The 21,913-nt window shown below is 52.3% G+C and carries 24 protein-coding genes; 11 read left to right on the top strand and 13 right to left on the bottom strand.

The features are described 5' to 3' along the window. Positions 1 to 18: 18 nt before the first annotated feature. Entirely contained in the window at positions 19 to 1,488 is a 1,470-nt protein-coding gene (guaB, locus tag EOE65_RS12120; protein ID WP_127694578.1) for an IMP dehydrogenase, read from the bottom strand. Between the two features lie 144 nt (positions 1,489 to 1,632). On the opposite strand from guaB, the gene xseA reads away from it, so the two are divergent. The 3 genes from xseA (at position 1,633) to EOE65_RS12105 (ending at position 4,490) form a co-directional block, all read left to right on the top strand. Further along, positions 1,633 to 2,970: an exodeoxyribonuclease VII large subunit gene (gene xseA, locus EOE65_RS12115; RefSeq protein ID WP_206052678.1), complete on the top strand. Its 1,338-nt coding sequence runs from the start codon at positions 1,633 to 1,635 to the stop codon at positions 2,968 to 2,970. A 64-nt stretch (positions 2,971 to 3,034) separates the two neighbouring features. Next, positions 3,035 to 3,661: a BamJ family beta-barrel-assembly machinery protein gene (locus EOE65_RS12110; protein WP_127694576.1), complete on the top strand. Its 627-nt coding sequence runs from the start codon at positions 3,035 to 3,037 to the stop codon at positions 3,659 to 3,661. Positions 3,662 to 3,728: 67 nt separating this feature from the next. Next, positions 3,729 to 4,490 (top strand): alpha/beta fold hydrolase, encoded by a 762-nt coding sequence (locus EOE65_RS12105; RefSeq protein ID WP_127694575.1) that lies wholly within the window; start codon positions 3,729 to 3,731, stop codon positions 4,488 to 4,490. Here EOE65_RS12105 and EOE65_RS12100 read toward each other — a convergent pair. Beyond that, positions 4,487 to 5,392, bottom strand: coding sequence for a DMT family transporter (locus tag EOE65_RS12100; protein ID WP_127694574.1), 906 nt, complete (start codon positions 5,390 to 5,392; stop codon positions 4,487 to 4,489). The two genes, EOE65_RS12105 and EOE65_RS12100, sit on opposite strands and share 4 nt — an antisense overlap. Before the next feature lie 164 nt (positions 5,393 to 5,556). Between EOE65_RS12100 and EOE65_RS12095 the strand changes: the two genes are divergently transcribed. Beyond that, a complete protein-coding gene (locus EOE65_RS12095; RefSeq protein WP_164847100.1) occupies positions 5,557 to 6,453 on the top strand; it encodes a helix-turn-helix domain-containing protein in 897 nt (298 codons plus the stop codon). Here the strand turns inward: EOE65_RS12095 and EOE65_RS12090 are convergent. From EOE65_RS12090 to bioB, 7 genes are all read right to left on the bottom strand, one after another. Beyond that, entirely contained in the window at positions 6,434 to 7,273 is an 840-nt protein-coding gene (locus EOE65_RS12090) for a putative metalloprotease CJM1_0395 family protein (protein WP_127694572.1), read from the bottom strand. The genes EOE65_RS12095 and EOE65_RS12090 overlap by 20 nt on opposite strands. 35 nt (positions 7,274 to 7,308) lie before the next feature. Beyond that, positions 7,309 to 7,554: a hypothetical protein gene (locus tag EOE65_RS12085; RefSeq protein WP_127694571.1), complete on the bottom strand. Its 246-nt coding sequence runs from the start codon at positions 7,552 to 7,554 to the stop codon at positions 7,309 to 7,311. A gap of 92 nt (positions 7,555 to 7,646) precedes the next feature. Continuing rightward, positions 7,647 to 8,339 (bottom strand): dethiobiotin synthase, encoded by a 693-nt coding sequence (gene bioD, locus EOE65_RS12080; protein WP_127694570.1) that lies wholly within the window; start codon positions 8,337 to 8,339, stop codon positions 7,647 to 7,649. Then, positions 8,332 to 9,132: a malonyl-ACP O-methyltransferase BioC gene (gene bioC / locus EOE65_RS12075; protein ID WP_127694569.1), complete on the bottom strand. Its 801-nt coding sequence runs from the start codon at positions 9,130 to 9,132 to the stop codon at positions 8,332 to 8,334. Before bioC ends, bioD begins: the two co-directional genes overlap by 8 nt. Continuing rightward, a complete protein-coding gene (gene bioH / locus EOE65_RS12070) occupies positions 9,123 to 9,905 on the bottom strand; it encodes a pimeloyl-ACP methyl ester esterase BioH (RefSeq protein ID WP_127694568.1) in 783 nt (260 codons plus the stop codon). Before bioH ends, bioC begins: the two co-directional genes overlap by 10 nt. Next, positions 9,902 to 11,056: an 8-amino-7-oxononanoate synthase gene (bioF, locus tag EOE65_RS12065; RefSeq protein WP_127694567.1), complete on the bottom strand. Its 1,155-nt coding sequence runs from the start codon at positions 11,054 to 11,056 to the stop codon at positions 9,902 to 9,904. The genes bioH and bioF overlap by 4 nt, the downstream gene beginning before the upstream one ends. Positions 11,057 to 11,081: 25 nt before the next feature. After that, positions 11,082 to 12,125, bottom strand: a complete 1,044-nt coding sequence (gene bioB / locus EOE65_RS12060; protein ID WP_127694566.1) for a biotin synthase BioB — start codon at positions 12,123 to 12,125, stop codon at positions 11,082 to 11,084. Positions 12,126 to 12,215: 90 nt separating this feature from the next. Between bioB and EOE65_RS12055 the strand changes: the two genes are divergently transcribed. From EOE65_RS12055 to bioA, 6 genes are all read left to right on the top strand, one after another. Further along, positions 12,216 to 12,920 (top strand): ComF family protein, encoded by a 705-nt coding sequence (locus EOE65_RS12055; protein WP_127694565.1) that lies wholly within the window; start codon positions 12,216 to 12,218, stop codon positions 12,918 to 12,920. A 53-nt stretch (positions 12,921 to 12,973) separates the two neighbouring features. Then, positions 12,974 to 14,593, top strand: a complete 1,620-nt coding sequence (locus tag EOE65_RS12050) for a Na/Pi cotransporter family protein (protein WP_127694564.1) — start codon at positions 12,974 to 12,976, stop codon at positions 14,591 to 14,593. Between the two features lie 14 nt (positions 14,594 to 14,607). Further along, the gene (locus EOE65_RS12045; RefSeq protein ID WP_127694563.1) at positions 14,608 to 15,351 is read left to right on the top strand and encodes a sulfite exporter TauE/SafE family protein; all 744 of its coding nucleotides are present in this window, start codon (positions 14,608 to 14,610) and stop codon (positions 15,349 to 15,351) included. Positions 15,352 to 15,363: 12 nt separating this feature from the next. Then, positions 15,364 to 16,047 (top strand): tRNA (N6-threonylcarbamoyladenosine(37)-N6)-methyltransferase TrmO, encoded by a 684-nt coding sequence (gene tsaA, locus EOE65_RS12040; RefSeq protein WP_127694562.1) that lies wholly within the window; start codon positions 15,364 to 15,366, stop codon positions 16,045 to 16,047. Between the two features lie 69 nt (positions 16,048 to 16,116). After that, positions 16,117 to 17,100: an SLAC1 anion channel family protein gene (locus EOE65_RS12035; RefSeq protein ID WP_127694561.1), complete on the top strand. Its 984-nt coding sequence runs from the start codon at positions 16,117 to 16,119 to the stop codon at positions 17,098 to 17,100. 64 nt (positions 17,101 to 17,164) lie between these two features. Further along, complete coding sequence (gene bioA, locus EOE65_RS12030; RefSeq protein WP_127694560.1) at positions 17,165 to 18,466, top strand: adenosylmethionine--8-amino-7-oxononanoate transaminase; 1,302 nt, start codon at positions 17,165 to 17,167, stop codon at positions 18,464 to 18,466. Here the strand turns inward: bioA and EOE65_RS12025 are convergent. Beyond that, positions 18,463 to 19,095, bottom strand: coding sequence for a class I SAM-dependent methyltransferase (locus EOE65_RS12025; RefSeq protein ID WP_127694559.1), 633 nt, complete (start codon positions 19,093 to 19,095; stop codon positions 18,463 to 18,465). The genes bioA and EOE65_RS12025 overlap by 4 nt on opposite strands. Positions 19,096 to 19,146: 51 nt before the next feature. Here EOE65_RS12025 and EOE65_RS12020 point away from each other — a divergent pair, with 51 nt between their 5' ends. Further along, complete coding sequence (locus EOE65_RS12020; RefSeq protein WP_127694558.1) at positions 19,147 to 19,578, top strand: acyl-CoA thioesterase; 432 nt, start codon at positions 19,147 to 19,149, stop codon at positions 19,576 to 19,578. Positions 19,579 to 19,621: 43 nt separating this feature from the next. On the opposite strand, the gene dnaB is transcribed toward EOE65_RS12020, so the two are convergent. The 3 genes from dnaB to rpsR form a co-directional block, all read right to left on the bottom strand. Continuing rightward, complete coding sequence (gene dnaB, locus EOE65_RS12015; protein WP_127694697.1) at positions 19,622 to 21,004, bottom strand: replicative DNA helicase; 1,383 nt, start codon at positions 21,002 to 21,004, stop codon at positions 19,622 to 19,624. Positions 21,005 to 21,112: 108 nt separating this feature from the next. Further along, positions 21,113 to 21,562, bottom strand: coding sequence for a 50S ribosomal protein L9 (rplI, locus tag EOE65_RS12010; RefSeq protein ID WP_127694557.1), 450 nt, complete (start codon positions 21,560 to 21,562; stop codon positions 21,113 to 21,115). A 117-nt stretch (positions 21,563 to 21,679) separates the two neighbouring features. Next, positions 21,680 to 21,907: a 30S ribosomal protein S18 gene (rpsR, locus tag EOE65_RS12005; protein WP_127694556.1), complete on the bottom strand. Its 228-nt coding sequence runs from the start codon at positions 21,905 to 21,907 to the stop codon at positions 21,680 to 21,682. Positions 21,908 to 21,913: the final 6 nt, after the last annotated feature.

The raw sequence follows: 21,913 nt of genomic DNA, 5'->3' as shown, positions 1-21,913 counted from the left end.
TTTCCAGAGTTAATCAAATTAGCCTACACGATAGTTCGGCGCTTCTTTCGTAATGCTCACATCGTGGACATGGCTTTCACTCATGCCGGCATTGGTGATACGTACGAACTCAGGCTTAGTGCGCATTGTTTCAATATCTGCGCTACCCGTATAACCCATAGAGGCACGTACACCACCCATCAGCTGATGAACAACACCAACCATCGGGCCTTTACATGCAACACGGCCTTCAATACCTTCCGGTACGAGCTTCTCAGCACCCGCTGTTGCGTCTTGGAAATAACGATCTGATGAACCAGAGCTTTGCGCCATTGCACCAATCGAGCCCATACCGCGGTATGACTTGTAAGCTCGGCCTTGGAACAGCTCAACCTCCCCCGGTGCTTCATCTGTACCTGCCAGCATTGAACCCACCATAACGGCAGATGCACCTGCGACAATCGCTTTAGCAATATCGCCAGAGAAGCGGATACCGCCATCAGCAATCAAAGGAACACCACGGTCTTTCAGTGCAGCCGCGACATTTGCCACTGCCGAGATCTGCGGTACGCCGATACCAGAAACGATACGCGTTGTGCAGATTGAACCTGGGCCAATACCTACCTTAACACCATCAGCGCCTGCATCAGCTAGCGCGATAGCCGCTTCTGCTGTTGCGATATTACCGCCAATGACCTGCACCTCAGGGAAGTTTTGCTTAACCCATGCAACGCGATCGATAACACCTTTAGAATGGCCGTGAGCGGTATCAACGATAATGACATCAACACCCGCTTCAACCAGCGCTTTAACGCGCTCTGGTGTCTCTGGGCCGGTACCTACCGCCGCACCAACAATCAAGCGACCTTGAGAGTCTTTAGCCGCGTTAGGGAATGCTTCCGCCTTGTACATATCTTTTACGGTCATCATGCCCTTCAATTTGAAGTCAGCATCCACCACTAAGATCTTTTCAATGCGGTGCTTGCGTAGCAGGTTACGTACCTTGTCTTTATCTACGCCCTCTTCCACCGTAACGAGGCGCTCTTTCGGCGTCATGATCGATTCAACAGACGCATCTAGGTAGTTTTCAAAACGCATATCACGGCTAGTGACAATACCGACCAACTCGCCGTTATCGATAACCGGGAAGCCCGAGAAGCCTAGCTGTGCAGCCATTGCACGAAGCTCACCCACCGTCATATCTGAAGAACAGGTGATAGGATCGCTCACAACGCCAGCTTCGTATTTTTTAACTTTACGAACCTCTTCAGCTTGCTCTTCGACCGTCAGGTTTTTGTGTACGATACCGATGCCACCTTCCTGAGCCATCGCGATAGCAAGGCGCGACTCGGTAACGGTGTCCATTGCGGCAGACACGAGAGGGATGTTAAGTTGGATGCCTTTCGTCAGGCGGGTCTGCAGAGACACCTCTTTTGGAAGCACTTCTGAATAGCCTGGAACCAGCAACACGTCGTCGAAAGTCAATGCTTCTTCAGCGATTCGCAACATTGTTTAATAGCCCGTGATTGGTGGAAAAATTAAACACCCCATTATACAGATGACGCTTTAGTCTAACAATGCGTTTACGCCGCAAAGCCCCCTATTTTCTATAGCTACTGCCCATCCGAATCGAGTTTAGATAGTATGGCGGTTATGCAAAATTTATCAGTTTCCAAACACCATGCGCTCTCGGTGAGTGAACTTAACCGTCAGGTCAAAAATTTACTCGAAGCATCCTTTATCGAAATTCGTGTTAGCGGCGAGATATCGAATTTCGCGCGACCAAGCTCAGGCCACTGGTACTTCACGCTAAAAGACCACAAAGCCCAAGTACGCTGTGCTATGTTCCGCAACGCCAATCAGCGGGTCGGCTTCACCCCCAAAGAGGGAGACCAAGTGGTGTTAAGTGCCAACGTCAGCCTCTATGAAGGACGCGGGGACTTCCAGCTCATCGGGCGCATGCTCGAAAAAGATGGCGTTGGCCAACTGCAACAAGCCTTCGAGCGATTAAAAGCGCAACTTTCTCAGGAAGGCTTATTCGATGCGCATCACAAACAGGCTATACCCACGCTGCCTGCACATCTTGGTGTCATTACATCACCCAGCGGCGCAGCCATTCACGATATTCTCTCGGTGCTAAAGCGCCGTTATCCGGGGCTGCCTGTCACAATCTACCCCGCAGCAGTACAAGGAGAAGATGCTCCGGCACAACTGCGCAGAGCATTGCGCCAAGCGCAGCAGCACGCTGTGGCAGACTTGTTGATTATCGGGCGCGGCGGCGGCTCACTGGAAGATCTGTGGGCATTCAATGATGAAGCACTGGCACGCGATATTTTTAACTGCCAACTCCCTATCATTAGCGCTGTGGGGCACGAGGTGGACTTCTCCATCTCTGACTGGGTTGCAGACGTGCGCGCACCCACACCTTCAGCAGCAGCTGAGCTGATCAGCCCCGATCAAGACGCGTTACGAATGCAGCTTGACCGCCATGAGATGGCATTGAAACGTCTCCTGCGCCAGCAGTTACAGCAGCAGCGCGAGCGGATCTTGCAGTTAAAACGACGGCTGCGCCATCCAGGCGAGCGCCTGCGGGAGCAACGCCGACATCTCACCAGCTTAGAATCGCGCTTAAAACGTAGTATGGAGCACCGTTTACTCGCGGCGCGCAGCCGTGTAGATAGAACACAAGGGCGCTTAATCACGCCTAAAGCTAGGCTAACCATGGCCCAAGCCCAGCTCACCGCATTGGATCAACGGCTACAGCGCGGCATGCGAGCGAAACAAGAGCAGCACCACTACCAGCTCGCCAACCTGGCGGCACGCCTGAACAGCATCAGCCCACTCGCAACACTCGAACGGGGCTACGCTATTGTCAAAAACGCACAAGGAGAAGTGGTCACAGACGCTGCCCAATTACACAGCGGCGATCAGATCAGCGCAACGCTAAACCGAGGGACTGTAACGGCCCGTGTCGAGTCGGTCGAGAACTAGCGTACACCGCGCATCTACAGGGAAAATATGCTAGCCTTGCGGCTCAATTTACAAGGTGAAAGACATGTCTGAACAGAAGTACACAACGCTAGAACAGCACGCAAGTTACGGTATTGGCCGTCAAATGGGCGACCAATTGGCACAAAACGGTTTTGAGGGTATCGACCTTGATGCTGTTGCTCAGGGCCTAAAAGACTCTTACGAAGGCAAAGAGTTAGCGGTACCGGTAGCTGATATCCAAACAGCATTTAACGAAATCAACCGCCGCATCCAAGAGGCACGCGAAGCCGCAGCAAAAGAAGCTGCAGCAGCGGGTGAAGCTTACCTTGCTGAAAACGCGAAAAAAGATGGCGTTGTGGTTTTGGATTCAGGACTACAATACGAAGTTGTGGAAGCGGGTGATAGCAGTGCTGCAAAACCAAGCGCTGACTCAACCGTTCGTGTTCACTACCATGGCACATTCACAGACGGTAATGTCTTCGATAGCTCTTACAACCGCGGCGAACCGGCTGAGTTCCCAGTCGGTGGCGTTATTGCAGGCTGGACAGAGGCCCTGCAACTGATGAACCCAGGTGCAAAATGGCGCCTAACGATTCCGTACCAGCTGGCGTACGGTGCACAAGGCTCACCAGGCGGAATTCCTCCGTATGCCACACTGGTGTTTGATGTAGAGCTGCTCGACATCGTATAAAACGCAGCGGCCTGCAGAGTTTCAACTGGCAGGCCGTTTCTTTCTTTTGAGCCAACAGATCCACACTATGCAACTGCACTACTCCATCCAAGGCCAAGGTGAGCCGCTCGTTATTCTGCACGGGCTTTTCGGTACGCTCGAAAACTGGGGCGCACAAATCAAAACGCTAGCTGAGCAATTCACCGTGATCGCGGTTGATATGCGTAATCATGGTCGTAGTCCTCACGATAGCGAGATGACCTACCCCTTGATGGCTGATGATGTGATCGAACTGCTCGACCACTTAGGGCTCGATACGGTCAATTTAATGGGCCATTCAATGGGCGGTAAAGCAGCGATGCAGTTGGTACTTAATTGCCCAGAGCGTGTAAAACGCTTAATCGTTGTGGATATTGCACCCGTTGAATACGAGCATCACCATGTGGATGTTTTCAAAGGGCTTCGCGCCGTTGATACCAAACAGCTCACCTCGCGTGGTAGCGCTGATCAGCAGCTGCAGGCATACGTCCCTGAGCTCAGTGTGCGCGCATTTTTATTGAAGAACCTCTACCGCAATGCGGAAAAGCGCTTTGCTTGGCGCATGAACCTTGATGCACTCGAGCACCAATATCAGCACATTAGCCAAGCGCCTACAGGCACCCCTTTTGACCAACCCACGCTCTTTATCAAAGGTGCTAACTCCAACTATTTGCTGCCGGAGCACCGCGACACCATTCTGAGCCTATTTCCACAGGCCACCTATAAACTAATCCAAGGCGCAGGCCACTGGCCTCATGCCGAGAAGCCGGCACTTTTCAGCAAGATAGTGCAAACATTCCTGAGCGCTTAGACGCGCCTTAACTGCCAGCGGCTAAGTGAATGCCATACCGCTGGCGGCGTAAAGATCACAGCATTACCTAACAGCACCAAACCCAACCCGGCAAACGCCTCAAGCGACCACTGGTATCCCTCATAAAAGGTTGAAAGCGACAGCGCCACCACGGGGAATAGCACTGTTGCATAGGCTGCTTTCTCAGAGCCTATGCGGCCCACCAGCATTAAATACACGGTAAATCCGATAACGGTTCCCGGAACAGCCAGATATAGTAAGGCAGCCCAATATATCCAGTCATCGGTCAACTGATAGGTGACATCATTGAATTCAACCAGCATCAGCAACAATAAAACACCATAAAACATCGCCCATGCATTAGACGAAGCCGGGCGTATCTGCTGCGCTTGCAACATCTTGGATAGCATATTGCCACAAGAAAAAAACGCGACACCCAGCAAACACCACGCCACACCAACCAGCATCATACTGCCGCCTGTGGATATTTCGGGCAGAAACAGCAGCGCCACACCTAAAGCACCGATCACAGCACCGAGCAAGACCACCGCCGATGGCCGCTGTTTAAACCATAACCAGCTATTAAATGCGTTAAAGACCGTTGCCAACGAGAAGATCACCGACACCAAGCCGCTCGTCACAAAACCGGTTGCGGTGTAAAACGCATAGAAGTTGAAGCAGAACAAACAACTTCCTTGCACAAAGCAAAGTACATGTTGGCGCCTCGTCAGCACCTGCAATCGGCGACTGATGAGCAACATCGCGAACATAATCATGCCCGCCAGCACGAAGCGATAAAGTATCGATAACTCCACCGGCACATCCCCTACTTGCAGCTTTATCGCTAGCCACGTAGAGCCCCAAACCAACACAACAACGACATACAACAGCACATTGACCATAACAACCTCGCATTTTGCCAATGCAGCTATTATTCCAATGCGGATAACACAGAGCTGGCAAAAAGATGCGGCTTTGGTAAAAACTTGCGCTTTTTTGTCACTTGATAGAGTTTTTTAGCGACAACTTTCATATTATGAGACGGAGTCACGTACAGAACACAACCATGAACGGTATCGATCAGCTCCTAGTCTACAAACGCTTAGCGGAATCCAATGCCCAGTTGCACAAGCATCAGCAGCTGGGGGATAACTATGGCTTGGCGATCTGGAGTAACCACCATGACCACACCAGCTATCAGGCGCCCGGCCACCACACCTTGAGTTGCTATATCGAAGGAGGCTTCGATACTGTACGCCGCTCAGGGCGGCAACGCTTAACCGGTGGAGCACCCGGCAAGATCTGCTTGATGCCTGCCGATCATCAATCTGATTGGGAGATAGAGGGCCATCTGAGCTTTGTCCACCTCTACTTCAACGATGCCAAAATCGACGAGCTGGCCGAGCAAGTTCACGACAGCAGCTTTAGCGGCGGCTTACCCGATCTGACATGGGTTGATAACAGCTGGATCATGACCTTTTGCCAGCAGATACTTCTCAATATCCCTTGGCACGAACAGAGCCAACAAACAGCCCTCTCACAAGCAGGGAACATGCTCATTTTGCACCTACTCAGTGAATATGGAGGTGCTAAAAAGCTCCCTGCTGTAAAGGGTGGTTTGGCTCCCGCAACCCAGCGGTTTTTAATCGATTATATCGAAGCGAATTTAGGCAGTGCGCTAACCATCGAGCAGCTTGCGGCGCAAGTGCAGCTGAGCCCTTATCATTTCGCACGCATGTTCAAACAAAGCTTTGCACAGACGCCCCACCACTACATTACCGAGCGGCGTTTGCAGGCGGCATATCAGGCAATACGCCAAGAAGATGTGTCATTGAGTGATTTGGCAGCAGGGTTTGGCTTCTCTGATCAAAGCCATTTTGGTAAGGCGTTTAAAAAGCGTTTCAAGCAAACACCGAATCAATATCGGCGCGCTTGCTCAAGCGCTATACATTCCTATCGATAACCGACCCTTCAGGGAACAACTTTTCGGCAACGCCCGCATCAATAAGGCGCTGATTGACTTGGCGCATCGTCTCGTTGATCGCGTTTAAACGCTCATTAAACGCCTCAAGGGACTCCTGAGTACGGCGCTTATTCTCTTGACGCAGCTGATCTGACTGCTGAGTATTCTCTTTCGCTTGCTCCGTTTGGTCGGTGGAGCTTTGCTCATCCTCACGCGCTTGGGTCGCCTCTTCTGCACGCGCAAGCTCCGCCTCTTGGTTCGCTTTAGCGATCTCGGCTCGCGCCTCGGCAGCCATAGATCTAGCTTCAGCAGCTACCCGCCGGTCAGCATCGGATGGTTCCGACACTGATAGCGCCGCTCGCATGATCGTTTCTGCTTTTTCCAACGTGGCTTGGGGATCATTTGCGACCGGCGATGTATCAATTCGGACCTCACCATCGACCGCATATAAACGCCCATCGGGGCCTTTTTGATAGGTGTAACTGGGCGCAGAGGTATGTTCGCCACCAATCGCAGCGTGCGCTCTTTCGTGGGCTTTTACCTCACGGTCGCGCTGGGCGAGCTCTCGTACTTGGACAAGCTCAGCCTGCTCTTGAGCACGCTCAGAAGCTAGATTCGTGGTAGCTTCGCTACCCGCTACTCTCTGGTCGGCTGTTGTGACATCACCGCTGCGCTCTTGCCCAACTGGCGCGTTCGTAGACGCTACCGAGGTGGTTGCAGTTGTCGCACGCTCGCTGTCAGGACGAGCGCTCCCCGAGCTAGTCAGTCCTAACTCTTGCCCTGCAGAGCGGGGAAGCTGTGATGAGAGCTGATTGATCATAGCTCGGCCACTAAACGGTGGGGAAGGTTACGCGCTTACGCCCGCACGTCGATATTGGTGCCAAGCACTTCGCTGGCATCCGAGACAACCTTCGTTGTTGGCGCTTGCGCATTTGGGTCCACAGTTGTTTGTTGGACCGCATTATCGATAGGCCGACCCGAAGCGATCTCTGCTACTTCCGGTTTACCTGTACCGTTATTGTCGCCCGCCACTTTGGGTGTGTTATCTGCGACACGGTTGGTGCTGTAAGCACCTGAGTACAACGCACCTGTAATATTCATGGTTTCACCTAGAGCCTTAGTTGATAGATTTCCGTACTCCAAGTATAGACCAGAGAAAGATTGCTGTTCAATTTTTAGCCACTAAAATTTCTTCAGTGATCGTTGATCAACGGAGCTAACGATAGGTGCTCAGCAACCTGTTCGATGGTAAGCGCTTCAAGCCACGGCACCACCCCCAAACAAGGCGCAGGGATCATGCGCTGCAGTGTAGCTAAGTTCTCATCCGGGCAGCTCATATCGGGATCAATCGAGTTAGCCACCCAACCGGCAAGCGCCAAGCCATCACGCTGTATCGCCTCCACTGTCAGTAACGCATGACTCAAGCAACCAAGCTTCATGCCTACCACCAAAATAACCGGCAACGAGAGCTGCTTGGGAACCTCCGCTAAAGTTTCACGATGGTTGAGCGGCACACGCCACCCACCAGCGCCTTCAACAATAACAAAGTCAGCTGGGTTCATCATTGCACCGCGGCTGAAGGCGACAATGCGATCGGCACTGAGCTGGCGCTCTTGTTGTGCTGCGGCAATATGGGGGGCAATCGGAGGCTCAAACGCGATCGGGTTTACCTCGGCATAGCTGATCGAAACACTGGAATGCTCCATCAAGGTCAGGGCGTCTTCATTGCGCAGCTCTCCCTCTTCGATGTGGCAACCTGCTGCAACCGGTTTAAGGCCGAGCGAGCGCAGACCTTGCTGCTTAGCTAGTGCAAGCAGCGCTGCGGAGACACGCGTTTTACCCACATCAGTATCGGTACCTGCTACAAAGAAACGCTGTTTAGCCATGATGCTCTTTTCTCAGAATTAGATAGTAAACTTGGTAGGTGGCTGGCAGCTTGCCATCATCAGCTCGCAACGCCTCATACGCCGCTCGAAACTGTTTTACACGCTGAGGACCGGTTAAGCCCTTCGCCTCACCCGCGTTCATATTGTGCGCACCCAACTGCTTTAGCTCGGTTGTTAACTCCCGTAACTGAGCGTAACGTAGCGTGCGATTCTCTTGCTTGACCAGTAACGGCGTTAAACCGCTGGGAAGCTGCGCTGTCAGTGTATCCAAATCAACAAAGTGATTCACATGTTGATAGTTATCCACCTGAGCCCAAGCCTGTTTAAGCTCGTGCAGAGTGTTGGGCCCCAGCGTTGCAACGGCTGCAATACCGCCTGGCGCAAGCACACGGCTAATTTCAGCAAACACCCGTTGCGGTGACTCACACCACTGAATCGCCAAGCTGGTATAGAGTTGATCAACGGCACCGCTGCACAACGGCAGCGCTTCTGCATCACCTCCACAGAGCTGAATATCACTCGGGAGCTGTATTCTAGCCTGTTGCAACATTCCGTGAGCAAGATCGATCGCTATATGTTGCTGAGCATCAATGCGCTGATGCAACTGCCCTGACACAAAACCGGTACCACAGCCAAGATCTATCACACAGCGCGGCTCAGCACTCTGGTAGGGCTGGACACTATCGAGCAACGCCAGTGCCACATCACGCTGTAACCCTGCAACGCTGTCATAGGTGGCTGCTGCGCGACTGAAAGAGTCTGCTATACGCTTTTTATCAATGGCTAGCTGCATGATGTGTCCCCTTGCGGGCTCATTAGAGCGCGTACGGCGTTATAAAACGCCTCAGGTTGAGACAAAAACGGGACATGGCCAGCACCCTCTACACGCTGTGCTTGGTGCTCTGGCCAGCGCTCGGCATAATGCTCTGCCAGTGCAGCAGGCACCAGTTGATCCTCACCTCCTAATAGATGCAACACTGGCACTTGAACATCATCAAGCGCCTGACGGCCATCCTCCTCAAGCAACTGCAACGTAGCAGCCAGTTGCGGCGCAGTATTTTGTTCGATCACCTGCTGCAATGTGCGCAGCAGTGATTTACTCTGAGCCTCACCTTGCAGCTGTAACAAGCAGAAGCGCTTCAGCGTTTTATCGGGATAGGCGCTGATCGCTGTTTTGAACTGCTGATAGATCACCGCACGCATACCCGGCCAATCGGCACGTTCAACAAAACAGGGGTTCGACGCGACCAGCATCAGCGCTTGAGCCTGCACAGTAGCGCGGCGCGCTAGCTCAGTAGCGACAAGACCACCCAGAGACCAACCAACGATTAAGGCACCTTTGGGTACCAAAGGCTCAACCCTGTTAGCCATGGCAGCAATCGACTCTGGCACAGCCAGATCCGCAGACCGCCCAAGCCCCGGAAGGTCGACCAGTGTGACGCTACCGAGCGGCAGCAGCGCATCAACGACAGGATGCCAAACACTGGCGTTCATACCCCAGCCATGCAGCAGCACTATATGCTGCGTGCCCTGACCGACGTGAAACTCCTGATACAACTCACTCATCGCACCGACTCCAACGCCGCTAGTAAACGGTCAACCTGTGCCTCGGTGTGCGCGGCACTCAAGGTGACTCGCAATCGCGCACTCCCAGCAGGCACCGTGGGTGGCCGGATCGCACTGATATAGATACCTTGCGCTTTCAGTTGCTCGCTCATCTTCAAGGCCTTATCGGCATCTCCCACGACAATGGGCTGAATCGGCGTTTGTGAGTCCATCAAGGTAAAACCTAGCTGCTGCGCACCTGCACGAAAGCGCTCAATCAGCGCATTCAAATGCTCCCGGCGCCAGCTCTCTTTTTGCAGCAGCTCCAAACTTTTACAGGTAGCCGCAGCAACCGCAGGCGGCATACTGGTGGTGTAGATATAGGTACGTGCAAACTGGATGAGCGTCTCGATCAGTACTTCACTGCCAGCGACAAACGCACCTGCCGTGCCAAAACCTTTGCCTAGCGTTCCCACGAGTACCGGAACCTGCTCTTCGGTGAGTTGAAAGTGCTCGGCCACACCACCGCCGCTTTGTCCCAAACACCCAAAGCCATGGGCATCATCTACCATCACCCATGCTTGCGCCTCTTGAGCTGCATGGCATAGCGCTGGCAAGGGTGCTACATCACCATCCATGCTGAAAACACCGTCGGTCACGACCAGCTTGCGGCGGGCATCACTACGCGCCAAACGCGCGGCCAGTTGGGCAACATCGTTGTGTTGATAGCGTTGAAAACGTGCGCCACTAAGTAGCCCCGCATCGAGCAGCGAAGCGTGATTTAGACGATCTTGAAATACGGCATCGCGCTTATCCAACAGCGCATTCACCACACCCAAATTTGCCATATATCCGGTTGAAAATAGCAATACTCGGGGCCTACCGGTAAACTCAGCTAGCGCCTCTTCAAGCGCATGGTGATGGTGGCTATGGCCATTCACAAGGTGAGATGCACCACCGCCAACACCAAATTCGTTGGCCGCTCGTTGCAACGCATCGACCACATCAGGGTGGTTGGCAAGCCCTAGATAGTCGTTGGAGCAAAACGCTAAAAAGGGCTTACCGTCCAATACCACTTCTGGCTGCTGCGGCGATGCCAGCACGCTGCGTTGACGATACAGTGACTGCTGCTTACGCAACGTCAACTCTTGGGCTAGATCAGAAAAAGACATCAGTTCACCTGCACGCAAGCGCGAGTTAAGCTTCGTAGAAGTGCGCGTCGTCTTGCTGCTTCTGAATCTGGCCGCGAATCACCGCTTCTTGGGTCGCATCATTCTCTTCGATGCGCTGCTCCATATTGATACCTAAGCGCTTAAACAGCAGCAGATCACGGTGAGTTTCTGGGTTTGGTGTTGTCAGTAAGCACTCACCATAAAAGATCGAGTTGGCTCCAGCAAAGAAGGTCATCGCCTGCATCTCATCGCTCATGCTTTCACGGCCAGCGGATAAACGCACATGTGATGCTGGCATCATAATACGCGCTACTGCGATAGTGCGGATAAAATCTAGGTGATCTAGATCTTCGGCATTCTCCAAAGGAGTCCCTTTAACTTTTACCAGCATATTGATAGGCACGCTTTCTGGTTGCACTGGCATGTTGGCTAACTGGCGCAATAGGCCGATCCGGTCATTCGCCGTTTCACCCATCCCAAGGATACCGCCACTGCAGATCTTCATACCGGAGTTGCGCACGTGCTGAAGGGTATCCAAGCGATCTTGGAAACTACGCGTGGTGATAATTTTGTCGTAATACTCAGGGGAGGTATCGAGGTTATGGTTGTAGTAATCAAGACCTGCATCCGCAAGGCGGTCTGCTTTATCTTGATCTAACATGCCAAGCGTCATACAGGTTTCAAGACCCAGTTCTTTTACTTGGCGAACCATATCAACAACATACGGCATATCACGCTCATGCGGGTGTTTCCAAGCCGCACCCATACAGAAACGAGTCGAGCCAGTCGCTTTGGCTTGCTTGGCTTTCTCAACCACGCGTTCCACTTCCATCAGGCGCTCTTTCTCAAGACCTGTGCTGTAGTGCGCACTTTGTGGGCAGTATTTGCAGTCTTCTGGGCACGCACCAGTTTTGATAGACAACAACGTGCTGACCTGCACCTCGTTGGGGTCGAAGTTCTGACGATGCACGGTGTGCGCTTTAAACAGTAAGTCGTTAAAAGGCAGATCAAAAAGCGCTTGTACCTCTTTTACTGTCCAGTCGTGGCGAATGTTCGCGTTCTCGTGCATGGTGCTCTCCGGTGTTCAGCTACAGCTCTGTCAAAAAGGGTCATTGTTCTAATCAGGATATGATATGGCCAAGGACAGGACTGTCAACCAATGGAAAGCAAAAAGAAAAACAGATGGTTTATTTTTAACCAATCTTGCGTGATTTGCCAGCGCCACAGCCCAGATAGTGTGTGCCATCACTGCCAACAAGAGTTACCGTGGAGTGGACCTAGCTGTTACCGCTGTGCGATTGGGCTCGATATCACCGTACCACGGAGCCTGTGCCAAGATTGCCGTGCTCTGCCACCGCACTTTGATCACTGCCACGCCGCATTTGAGTACCGCTTCCCAGTGAACCAGCTATTAAAGCGTGCCAAACATCTTGCGGGCGCCAATGTGCTGCGCACGTTAGCCCGCTGTTTAGCGAGCAGCTTGTTAGAACAGCCACAAAACTGGCCGGACGCGCTGGTGCCTGTACCATTGCACCAAGCGAGGCAGCTAAAACGCGGTTTCAATCAAGCAGAATTGATTGCCAAACAGTTATCGACTCAACTTGGCATTCCACTCTTAGCGGAGCGTTTGGTACGCCAAACACCCACCTTTTCGCAAGCGAAGCTAAGTGCACGCGCCCGTCGCGCTAACTTACACAGTAGCTTTTCATTGCAGCGTGCCCTGCCACGCCATATCGCACTTATTGATGATGTGATGACAACCGGATCCACTGCTAACACCATCAGTGAGTATTTGAAATCAACCGGTGTCGAGCGGGTCGATGTGTGGGTCATTGCACGCACACCAACGCCACGCCAGATGTAGTAGACAAGCAACACCTCGCCTCCTACTCTTAGAAAGAACGAACAGGGGGCGGTATGGATATAGCAACGATCGGCAATGTAGCTGGCGGTATCGGATTGTTTTTGCTGGGGATGCACCTGATGACGCAGGGTTTACAGCAAGCCGCCGGACGTTCGTTAAAGTCTGCATTGAACTATGCAACGCAAAGCCGTTGGAAAGGCTTGCTATCGGGCAGCTTGATTACCGCACTCGTGCAATCCTCAAGTGCTGTCACCGTGGCGACCATCGGTTTTGTTAATGCTGGCCTTTTAAGCCTTGGCCAATCCGTTGCGGTGATCTACGGCTGTAATATCGGCACCACCATGACAGGCTGGCTCGTGGCCTTGATCGGCTTCAAAATTAAAATATCCGCATTTGCATTGCCACTCATCGCATTAGGGATGGGTTTATACACCGCCGCCCAACGAGACAAGCTCAAGCACCTCGGCTTAGCACTGGCAGGGTTTGGTATCTTCTTTGTCGGTTTAGACTTTCTCAAAGACAGCTTCACAGGCCTTGAAGATAGCTTGGATTTGGCCAGTTTCAGCGCGCTGCCATTAAGCTATCTTCTCTTTGTGCTAGCGGGGTTTGTGCTGACTTTTTTGATGCAATCGTCGTCCGCGGCCATTGCGATTACATTATCGCTTTCTGCTAGCGGTGCGATCGACCTCACCTCTGCCGCTGCACTGGTCATTGGTGCTAACCTTGGCACAACGTCGACTGCATTACTGGCCGTTATTGGCGCAACCGCCAACGCAAAACGTATTGCAGCCGCCCACGTTGCGTTTAATCTGATTACCGGAGCTGTGGGGCTTGTGCTGTTATCGATCTTTGCGCAGCAAATCAACCAGCTCAACTCTGTACTTGATAAAGTCACGCTACTGGCGCTGTTCCACACCGTGTTCAATCTGCTTGGCGTTGTGCTGATCTGGCCACTCACCGACCGACTTGTGAGGGTGCTTGGACGCATGTTTCGCAAACAATCGAGTGATACCGCACGGCCACGGTACCTAGATGATACCGTTCTAGAAACACCGCTGCTTGCCATCGAAGCGATGCGCCACGAACTAGCGCGCGTCAGCCGCCTGAGTACCATGATGGGACACGACGCACTCAATAGCGGTTCACATCCTACGATCGCCGCCGACCTAGCCTGCGTAAATGAGCTGGTCGATGCCATCGTACAGTTCAACCAAAAAGTCGCACAGCGCAATCTCGACCCCGAGATCGCCCTGCTCTTACCCAGTTCTTTGCGGATCGGGCGCTACCTAAGTGAGGTAGCAAAGCTTGCCGAGCGTCTCGCACAGCAACAGCAGCAGTTAACAGGGCTCCCACCGAAGCTGCAACACCAAGTAGATGAATTGAAATCGTCAGCAGCGCTACTGCTTATACAAAGCCGTGTCGATGAGATGAGTGAGCAGAGCAGCCAACCGGCGCGCGAAGAGATGAAACGTATTCAACATACATACCACGGCCTGAAAGCTGATATCCTTGCCGCAACAACAAGCGGCCAGATTTCGGCTCACGATAGCTCCGCCTTGTTGGATGTACTCAGCCAACTGCGACGCATGGCTGAGCAAGCGGAAAAAGCTGCGTCAAGCTGGAGCACTCTATCGCCTATTGAACACCGCGATGCCGTTGCAGCGAGCGCCTAATATTCGACGCATTCATGATTACTGATCCTCTTTTCTACGTTGCTGCCGTACCTGCCGTGCTGATCACCGCCATCTCAAAAGGTGGGTTTGGCGGCGGGCTGGGCATGTTAGGTGTACCGATGATGGCTTTGGTCATCGCACCGCAACAGGCGGCGGCCATTTTACTGCCCATTTTGTGTTTGATGGATGCCGTCGGACTATGGAAGTTTCGCGCCCGTGGTGACTTACACAGCCTAACAACCCTGCTACCCGCTGCTGCGGTGGGTATCGCACTCGGTGCTCTAACGTTCCAGTATTTTTCGGCCGACCATATTCGGATACTGGTTGGCACGATCGCGATCGTATTTTCAGTCAACTACTGGCTAAAGCCCGCCGACACAGCGCCGAAGCCCCGTAGTAGAGTGCGCGGCAGCTTTTGGGGAGCGCTGGCTGGATTCACCAGCTTTAGCGTACATGCTGGCGGCCCACCGCTAAGCGCCTATCTACTGCCATTAAAGCTGCCACGTTGGGACTTCGCTGCCACCAGCATCATCTTTTTCGCTGCCATCAACGCGATAAAAGTGGTCCCTTACGCGCTAATCGGCCAGTTTACATGGGATAACTTATCCACATCAGCAGCGCTCGCTATTCTCGCGCCGATCGGTGTGCTAATCGGCACCGCTCTGCACAACCGCATTAACGATATGTGGTTTTATCGGGTGAGCTACGCCATGCTTTTCATGATGGGGCTCAAGCTCCTTTACGATGCGTTTTTCTAACCGAGGTAGCCCATGCAGATATCACCGATTGCAACCATCCAATCCCCTTTTAAAGAGAAGTTTGGTATTCCACGCCAACCGGGGCTTGCTACTTCAGTCACAGCGACAGTGGAGCTTTTGCCTCCATTTAATACGCCAGAAGCGGTTAAGGGCTTAGAGAACTACAGCCATATTTGGCTACTGTTTATATTTAGCGAATGTGTCGATAAAGGCTGGAAGGCATCGGTTAGGCCACCACGGTTGGGCGGAAACGAGAAGATGGGCGTATTCGCGACCCGGTCGCCTTTTCGGCCGAATAACATCGGGATGTCTGTGGTCCGGCTCGACCAGATCAACACGCACGCTGGCACAGTATCACTCACTGTGAGTGGCGCTGATCTCCTTGATGGCACCCCGATCGTCGATATCAAACCCTATGTGCCCTATTCCGATGCTATAACCGATGCCAATACAACCGTCGCCACACCCGTTCAGTTGCTGGAACTGCCCGTAGTGTTCTCGGCACAAGCGCAGGCCGTGCTCGATAAACACGATGCAACGCTGCAGCGCACGCTGTGCGAGGTACTGCGGTGCGATCCACGCCCTGCGTATCAGCGCGACCCAAAACGAGAGTATGGACTACGCTATGATCACTACAATATCCGCTGGTCGATTCGTGAGGATTGCATTGAGGTTCTCGCGATAGACTCAATGTAGCGCTTGGCGCGCCGACGGAAAAAATATAATATTAGATACATCTAATTAATACATTATCATGAGGCTAGTATGACCACCTCGACTGACACTGGGTCAACTCAAACTGCACGTTTACAGCACTTTCCTGCCGCTTTCTTTGCGATGGTTATGGGCACACTGGGGCTCACACTTGCTTGGCAAAAGTCAGCTCATGTTCTCGGCTTGCCCATCGAAATTGCACAAGGCCTACTAATCATCTCTGCTTGTGTGTTTGTGACGATTGTCATCAGCTACCTGTTTAAAATATTCAAGTATCCACAGGCCGTGATTGCCGAGTTCAATCACCCTATCAAAATGAGTTTCTTCCCGGCGTTTTCCATCGGCATTATCTTAATGAGCGTGGCGACGTTAGAGGTCTCTCAAGAGCTATCCCGCTTTTTGTGGATCTTGGGAAGCTCCCTCCAACTGATCTTTACACTCAACGTGTTAACCCGCTGGATACACCACCCGCACTTTAAGATTGCACACAGCACACCCGCTTGGTTCATCCCGGTTGTGGGCAACATTCTGGTACCTATCGCAGGTGTCGAGCACGGTTTTTACGAGGTATCTTGGTTCTTCTTCAGTATCGGATTAATCTACTGGCTAGTGCTGAAAACACTGATCTTTAATCGCGTGATTTTCCATGACCCACTACCAGAGAAGCTACTACCCACGCTGTTTATCTTAATCGCGCCACCTGCGGTTGGATTTATCTCTTATATGAAGTTGAACAACGAGGTGCTCGACAGCTTCGCGCGCATCCTCTTCTATGCGGCTGCCTTCGTGGTGCTGCTGCTTATCACCCAGTTTGCTCGCTTCTCCCGTATCGGCTTCTTTATGTCGTGGTGGGCCTACTCGTTCCCGCTGGCGGCTTTCACTATCGCTACTCAGATCATGTATGTACGCACCGGTGCGCCAGTGTTCTCAGCGCTTAGCTACATCATGCTCGCGGTTGTGAGCGCTGTTGTGATTCTGCTGCTTGTTAAAACAGCACGCGCGGTACTTAGCGGTAACGTTTTTCAACCCGATTAGCGCGCTTGCGCGATACTAAAGAAAGGGCTCTAATGGGGGCCCTTTTCTGTTTCTGGGCAAAAGCATGACCGCACTAACCGATGACCAACTGCGCTTTGATCGCGAACATATCTGGCACCCCTACTCTTCGATGATCAGCCCACCACCGGTCTACCCGGTCACCTCGGCAGCGGGCGTGCGGCTAACCCTCGCTGATGGCCGAGAGCTGATCGACGGTATGGCATCTTGGTGGTCTGTTATCCACGGCTACAACCACCCTGAACTCAATGCCGCAGCACATGCCCAAATTGATCAGATGTCTCATGTGATGTTTGGCGGCCTAACCCATGAGCCCGCTATTGAGCTCAGCCGCAAGCTGGTTGAGATGACGCCCGGCTCGCTCGACAAAGTATTTATCGCCGACTCAGGCTCCGTTGCTGTTGAAGTGGCACTGAAGATGGCCATTCAGTACTGGCATGCAGCGGGTAAGCCCGAGAAACACAAGATGGTCACCATCCGCAACGGTTATCATGGCGATACCTTTGGTGCGATGGCTGTCTGTGATCCGGTGACCGGTATGCACGAAATATTCAGCCATGTACTCCCGCAACACCTGTTTGCGGAGCGCCCCAACACCCGCTTTGGTGACACATGGCAGACCGATGATATCGCCCCACTGCAAGCTATTATTGAGCAACAGCATGCCAACATCGCGGCTCTGATCTTAGAGCCCGTTGTGCAAGGCGCTGGGGGGATGTATTTCTATTCTCCAGAGTACCTACGCGCTGCTAAGGCGCTCTGCGAGCAGCATGATATCCTGCTAATCGCAGACGAAATTGCGACAGGCTTTGGTCGCACCGGCGAGCTTTTCGCGTGTAATCACGCTGGGGTGACACCCGATATACTGTGTGTCGGCAAAGCGTTAACTGGGGGGTATATGACCCTGGCTGCTACACTCACTACCACGCAGATCGCAGAAACAATCTCAGCAGGCGGTGCTGGCTGCTTTATGCATGGACCAACGTTCATGGGTAACCCGCTAGCTTGCGCTGTCGCTAACCGCTCCCTTGAACTGTTAATCAACAGTGATTGGCGCAGTAATATTCAACGTATCGAGACACAATTAGAGAGCGGCCTAGCGCCAGCTCGTGCGCTCGTAGGGGTGGCAAATGTGCGGGTGTTGGGTGCAATCGGTGTGATTGAGCTGGACAGTCCCGTGCAGAGTGCAGCAATCCAGAGCCTTTTTGTGGACGAAGGTATTTGGGTGCGGCCGTTTGGCAAGCTGGTATACATTATGCCGCCTTATGTCATCTCCTCTGAGGATCTTGCCACCTTGGCGCACAGCATGGTTAATGTGGTGGAGCGCTATTTGTCATTGGCTGACTAGGACTTCTCAGGCTTAATAGCCAGCCCCTCTAAAAAGGTGCCCACTAAGGCGGGATAGCTTGAATGCCGATAACGCTTCAGCTTATCGGTACAAAATCCCGCCTCACGAATACGCTGCTCGGTTTGACGCTCCAGCTGGCAACCACATGCAAGTGGACGCCAAAGCGGATTCAACCAACGCTGTGCTCGGTGGGTCAATTGATGGGCAGCGGCAACATGCTCAAACACCACCAGCGCACCGCCAGGCTTTAACACCCGATACGCTTCAGCTAAGACCTGAGCTGGATCGGCAACAGAGCACAATACTAAGCAGCAAAATACCTGATCAAACTGTGCATCTTTAAAGGGTAGCTGGTGACCATCACCTTGCAAAAGCAGACACTCATTCGCCAAATGAGCCGGCAGCCGCTGTGGCTGCTGATAACCCAACAGCTGATCGTCATATTCCAACGAAACCACACGCTTAACCGCAGCGGGATAGAAAGAGAAACTCTCGCCGGTACCCGACCCCAGCTCCAACACATCACCTTGCAATAGCGCAGCCAAGCGCTGTCTATCTTCAGTAAAGCGCTTAGACACATCGGCCAGTAGCCGAGGAAAAATATGTCGCTGGTAAAGGTTCATTATCATAATAGGGGTTTGCTACTATGGCTGAAACAGCTGTAAAAAGAAGGAATTACTATGGCACGCATTAAGATCGATATGCCCGACCATTACGCATTTAGTACCGAGATTCCCGTCCGCATTAGTGATGTTAACTACGGTGGGCACCTTGGTAACGATGCCGTCCTTTCAATGGTACATGAGGCGCGCATTCGATATCTAAGTTACTACCATTATACCGAGCTGGATGTCGAAGGCGCAGGCATCATTATGACTGACTCAGCAATCGTTTATCTCGCTGAAGGCTTCCATGGTGATATTGTGCAAATCGACATCGCACTGGGCGACTTCAACAAGTATGGCTGCGATATCTACTATCTGCTATCCAACAAAAAGACGGGAAAAGAGATCGCGCACGCGAAAACAGGGATCGTCTTCTTCAACTATGACGAGCGTAAGGTCATTCCAGTACCCGAAAAGTTCAAGGCTGTGATTCAAAAAGAGGCCTAAACAAAAGGGCTGCACCTAGGCAGCCCTTAACTCGCTCTTGCTATTACTCGTCAAACTCGTAGCTGCCACGTGCGAGTCCCTCGAAGCGCGTGTACTTGCCAAGAAATGCCAGCTTGATCGAACCAATTGGGCCGTTACGCTGCTTACCAATAATGATCTCTGCAATGCCTTTATCGCTCGAGTCTTCGTTATAGACCTCGTCACGATAGATAAACATGATAACGTCGGCATCCTGCTCAATCGCACCTGATTCACGCAAATCAGAGTTTACCGGGCGCTTATTGGGGCGGTTCTCCAAGCTCCGGTTAAGCTGTGATAGAGCAACCACGGGGCAGTTCATCTCCTTGGCTAACGCTTTAAGAGAGCGCGAGATTTCGGAAATTTCCTCGGCACGGCTACTCGCCTTACCTGTCTTTATCTGCATCAATTGCAGATAGTCGACCATAATCATCCCGATCTCACCATGCTCTCGCACAATCCGGCGGGCACGTGTCCGCATCTCATTCGGACTGATACCCGAGGTATCATCGATAAAGAGCGGCTTATCACGCAACATGTTCACCGCAGTGGTTAGCTTTGGCCAATCCTCCTCTTCGAGCTGACCGGTACGTACTTTCGTTTGATCGATTCGCCCAAGGGAGGAGAGCATCCGCGAAACTAGCTGATCGGCAGGCATCTCAAGGCTAAACACCAACACGGGTTTTTCATCCGCCATGAGTGCATTTTCCACCAAGTTCATCGCAAAGGTGGTTTTACCCATCGAGGGACGCGCCGCCACGATGATGAGATCAGATGGCTGCATTCCGGCGGTGCGGTCATCAAGATCATCAAACCCCGTCGTTACACCGGTCAATTCACTGCTGTTGTTAAACAGAAAGTCGATGCGCTCGACCGCTTTCTTCAGCAGTGGATTGACGGACTCGGGACCACCTTGGTTCGGACGGTTTTCAGCAATTTGGAAGATACGCTGTTCGGCATCGTTGAGAATCTCATCCGATGCACGCCCTTCTGGATAAAAGGCGTTTTCTGAGATCTCATGTGCCACAGAGATCATCTGGCGCAGCAATGCGCGGTCACGAACAATCTCGGCGTAGGCACGAATATTAGCAGCACTCGGTGTGTTTTTAGCGAGTTCAACGAGATAATCAAGGCCGCCAGCCCGGTCCAAATCACCGGTCCGATCCAGCTCCTCCGACAGTGTCACCACATCCAGCGGGCTCTGGTTGTTAACCAGCTTCTGCATAACACGGTAGATAAGGCGGTGATCGTGACGATAAAAGTGATCTTCAATCAGAATTTCAGCGGCAGTATCCCAGGCGTTGTTATCAAGCATCAGCCCCCCTAGGACCGACTGCTCCGCCTCAATGGAGTGAGGTACGGTTTTGACATCAGCAACTTCCTGATCATGTAACTCAGCTAACTCCATCACATCCTCTCGTATCATCTTTCAGGCAGGAAAATCATAACCTATAAAAACAAAAAAGCACCGCACAGATCGCTCCGTGCAGTGCTTTTTTAGTTGTTGAATCGGCTATTAAGCTTCGCCAACAACGTTTAGTGTAACGTTAACTGTTACTTCTGGGTGCAGTTGCAGTGCTACTTCGAACTCACCAGTGTGACGCAGTGCGCCTTCTGGCAAGCGAACTTCGCTCTTGCATACTTCTTGACCCGCTGCAGTGAATGCTTCAGCGATGTCACGTGTACCGATAGAACCGAACAGCTTACCTTCGTCGCCTGCTTTAGACGCGATAGTTACTGCTTGGCCTTCCAGTGCTTCACCACGTGCTTGAGCAGCTGTCAGCTTATCTGCTGCTGCTTTCTCAAGTTCAGCACGACGCTCTTCGAACTTAGCAACATTTGCTTCTGTCGCTGGTACAGCTTTGCCCTGAGGGATCAGGTAGTTACGACCGAAGCCAGCTTTAACTGAAACTTTATCGCCCAGTGCACCTAGCTTACCAATTTTCTCGAGTAGGATAACTTCCATCTCGTAAACCTCGTTATGTTCTGCGGCTCAAAGACCCCAGTACTTAATTTCCACTGATGTTAGTGCCATCAGTACCGTAATCACAGCTGGCGTCTATTTCGTACGCCAGCCTTCTAATCACTGATGGTTGTCAGTGTAAGGTAGTAGCGCGATGAAACGAGCGCGCTTAATAGCAGTTGCCAGCTGACGCTGGTAACGAGCTTTAGTACCTGTGATACGGCTTGGTACGATTTTACCAGTTTCAGTGATGTAACCTTTCAATGTGTCCAGATCTTTGTAATCGATCTCTTGAACACCTTCAGCCGTGAAACGGCAGAACTTACGACGACGGAAAAAACGAGCCATCTTAAT

This window comes from Neptunomonas marina, assembly GCF_004005935.1.
Classification (GTDB): Bacteria; Pseudomonadota; Gammaproteobacteria; order Pseudomonadales; family Balneatricaceae; genus Neptunomonas; species Neptunomonas marina.
The sequence above is the reverse complement of the archived record's forward strand: the minus strand, read 5'-3'. Positions and strand labels throughout refer to the sequence as shown.

Bases quoted from the DNA above. Each gene is read 5' to 3' on its own strand.
- EOE65_RS12045 (WP_127694563.1), top strand. From the start codon at position 14,608: ATGATTACTGATCCTCTTTTCTACGTTGCTGCCGTACCTGCCGTGCTG.
- EOE65_RS12110 (WP_127694576.1), top strand. From the start codon at position 3,035: ATGTCTGAACAGAAGTACACAACGCTAGAACAGCACGCAAGTTACGGT.
- bioD (WP_127694570.1), bottom strand. From the start codon at position 8,339: ATGGCTAAACAGCGTTTCTTTGTAGCAGGTACCGATACTGATGTGGGT.
- xseA (WP_206052678.1), top strand. From the start codon at position 1,633: ATGCAAAATTTATCAGTTTCCAAACACCATGCGCTCTCGGTGAGTGAA.
- EOE65_RS12025 (WP_127694559.1), bottom strand. From the start codon at position 19,095: ATGATAATGAACCTTTACCAGCGACATATTTTTCCTCGGCTACTGGCC.
- EOE65_RS12100 (WP_127694574.1), bottom strand. From the start codon at position 5,392: ATGGTCAATGTGCTGTTGTATGTCGTTGTTGTGTTGGTTTGGGGCTCT.
- EOE65_RS12095 (WP_164847100.1), top strand. From the start codon at position 5,557: ATGAACGGTATCGATCAGCTCCTAGTCTACAAACGCTTAGCGGAATCC.
- EOE65_RS12020 (WP_127694558.1), top strand. From the start codon at position 19,147: ATGGCACGCATTAAGATCGATATGCCCGACCATTACGCATTTAGTACC.
- rpsR (WP_127694556.1), bottom strand. From the start codon at position 21,907: ATGGCTCGTTTTTTCCGTCGTCGTAAGTTCTGCCGTTTCACGGCTGAA.
- EOE65_RS12090 (WP_127694572.1), bottom strand. From the start codon at position 7,273: ATGATCAATCAGCTCTCATCACAGCTTCCCCGCTCTGCAGGGCAAGAG.
- bioF (WP_127694567.1), bottom strand. From the start codon at position 11,056: ATGTCTTTTTCTGATCTAGCCCAAGAGTTGACGTTGCGTAAGCAGCAG.
- bioB (WP_127694566.1), bottom strand. From the start codon at position 12,125: ATGCACGAGAACGCGAACATTCGCCACGACTGGACAGTAAAAGAGGTA.
- EOE65_RS12035 (WP_127694561.1), top strand. From the start codon at position 16,117: ATGACCACCTCGACTGACACTGGGTCAACTCAAACTGCACGTTTACAG.
- guaB (WP_127694578.1), bottom strand. From the start codon at position 1,488: ATGTTGCGAATCGCTGAAGAAGCATTGACTTTCGACGACGTGTTGCTG.
- tsaA (WP_127694562.1), top strand. From the start codon at position 15,364: ATGCAGATATCACCGATTGCAACCATCCAATCCCCTTTTAAAGAGAAG.
- bioC (WP_127694569.1), bottom strand. From the start codon at position 9,132: ATGCAGCTAGCCATTGATAAAAAGCGTATAGCAGACTCTTTCAGTCGC.
- EOE65_RS12085 (WP_127694571.1), bottom strand. From the start codon at position 7,554: ATGAATATTACAGGTGCGTTGTACTCAGGTGCTTACAGCACCAACCGT.
- bioA (WP_127694560.1), top strand. From the start codon at position 17,165: ATGACCGCACTAACCGATGACCAACTGCGCTTTGATCGCGAACATATC.
- EOE65_RS12055 (WP_127694565.1), top strand. From the start codon at position 12,216: ATGGAAAGCAAAAAGAAAAACAGATGGTTTATTTTTAACCAATCTTGC.
- bioH (WP_127694568.1), bottom strand. From the start codon at position 9,905: ATGAGTGAGTTGTATCAGGAGTTTCACGTCGGTCAGGGCACGCAGCAT.
- EOE65_RS12050 (WP_127694564.1), top strand. From the start codon at position 12,974: ATGGATATAGCAACGATCGGCAATGTAGCTGGCGGTATCGGATTGTTT.
- rplI (WP_127694557.1), bottom strand. From the start codon at position 21,562: ATGGAAGTTATCCTACTCGAGAAAATTGGTAAGCTAGGTGCACTGGGC.
- EOE65_RS12105 (WP_127694575.1), top strand. From the start codon at position 3,729: ATGCAACTGCACTACTCCATCCAAGGCCAAGGTGAGCCGCTCGTTATT.
- dnaB (WP_127694697.1), bottom strand. From the start codon at position 21,004: ATGGAGTTAGCTGAGTTACATGATCAGGAAGTTGCTGATGTCAAAACC.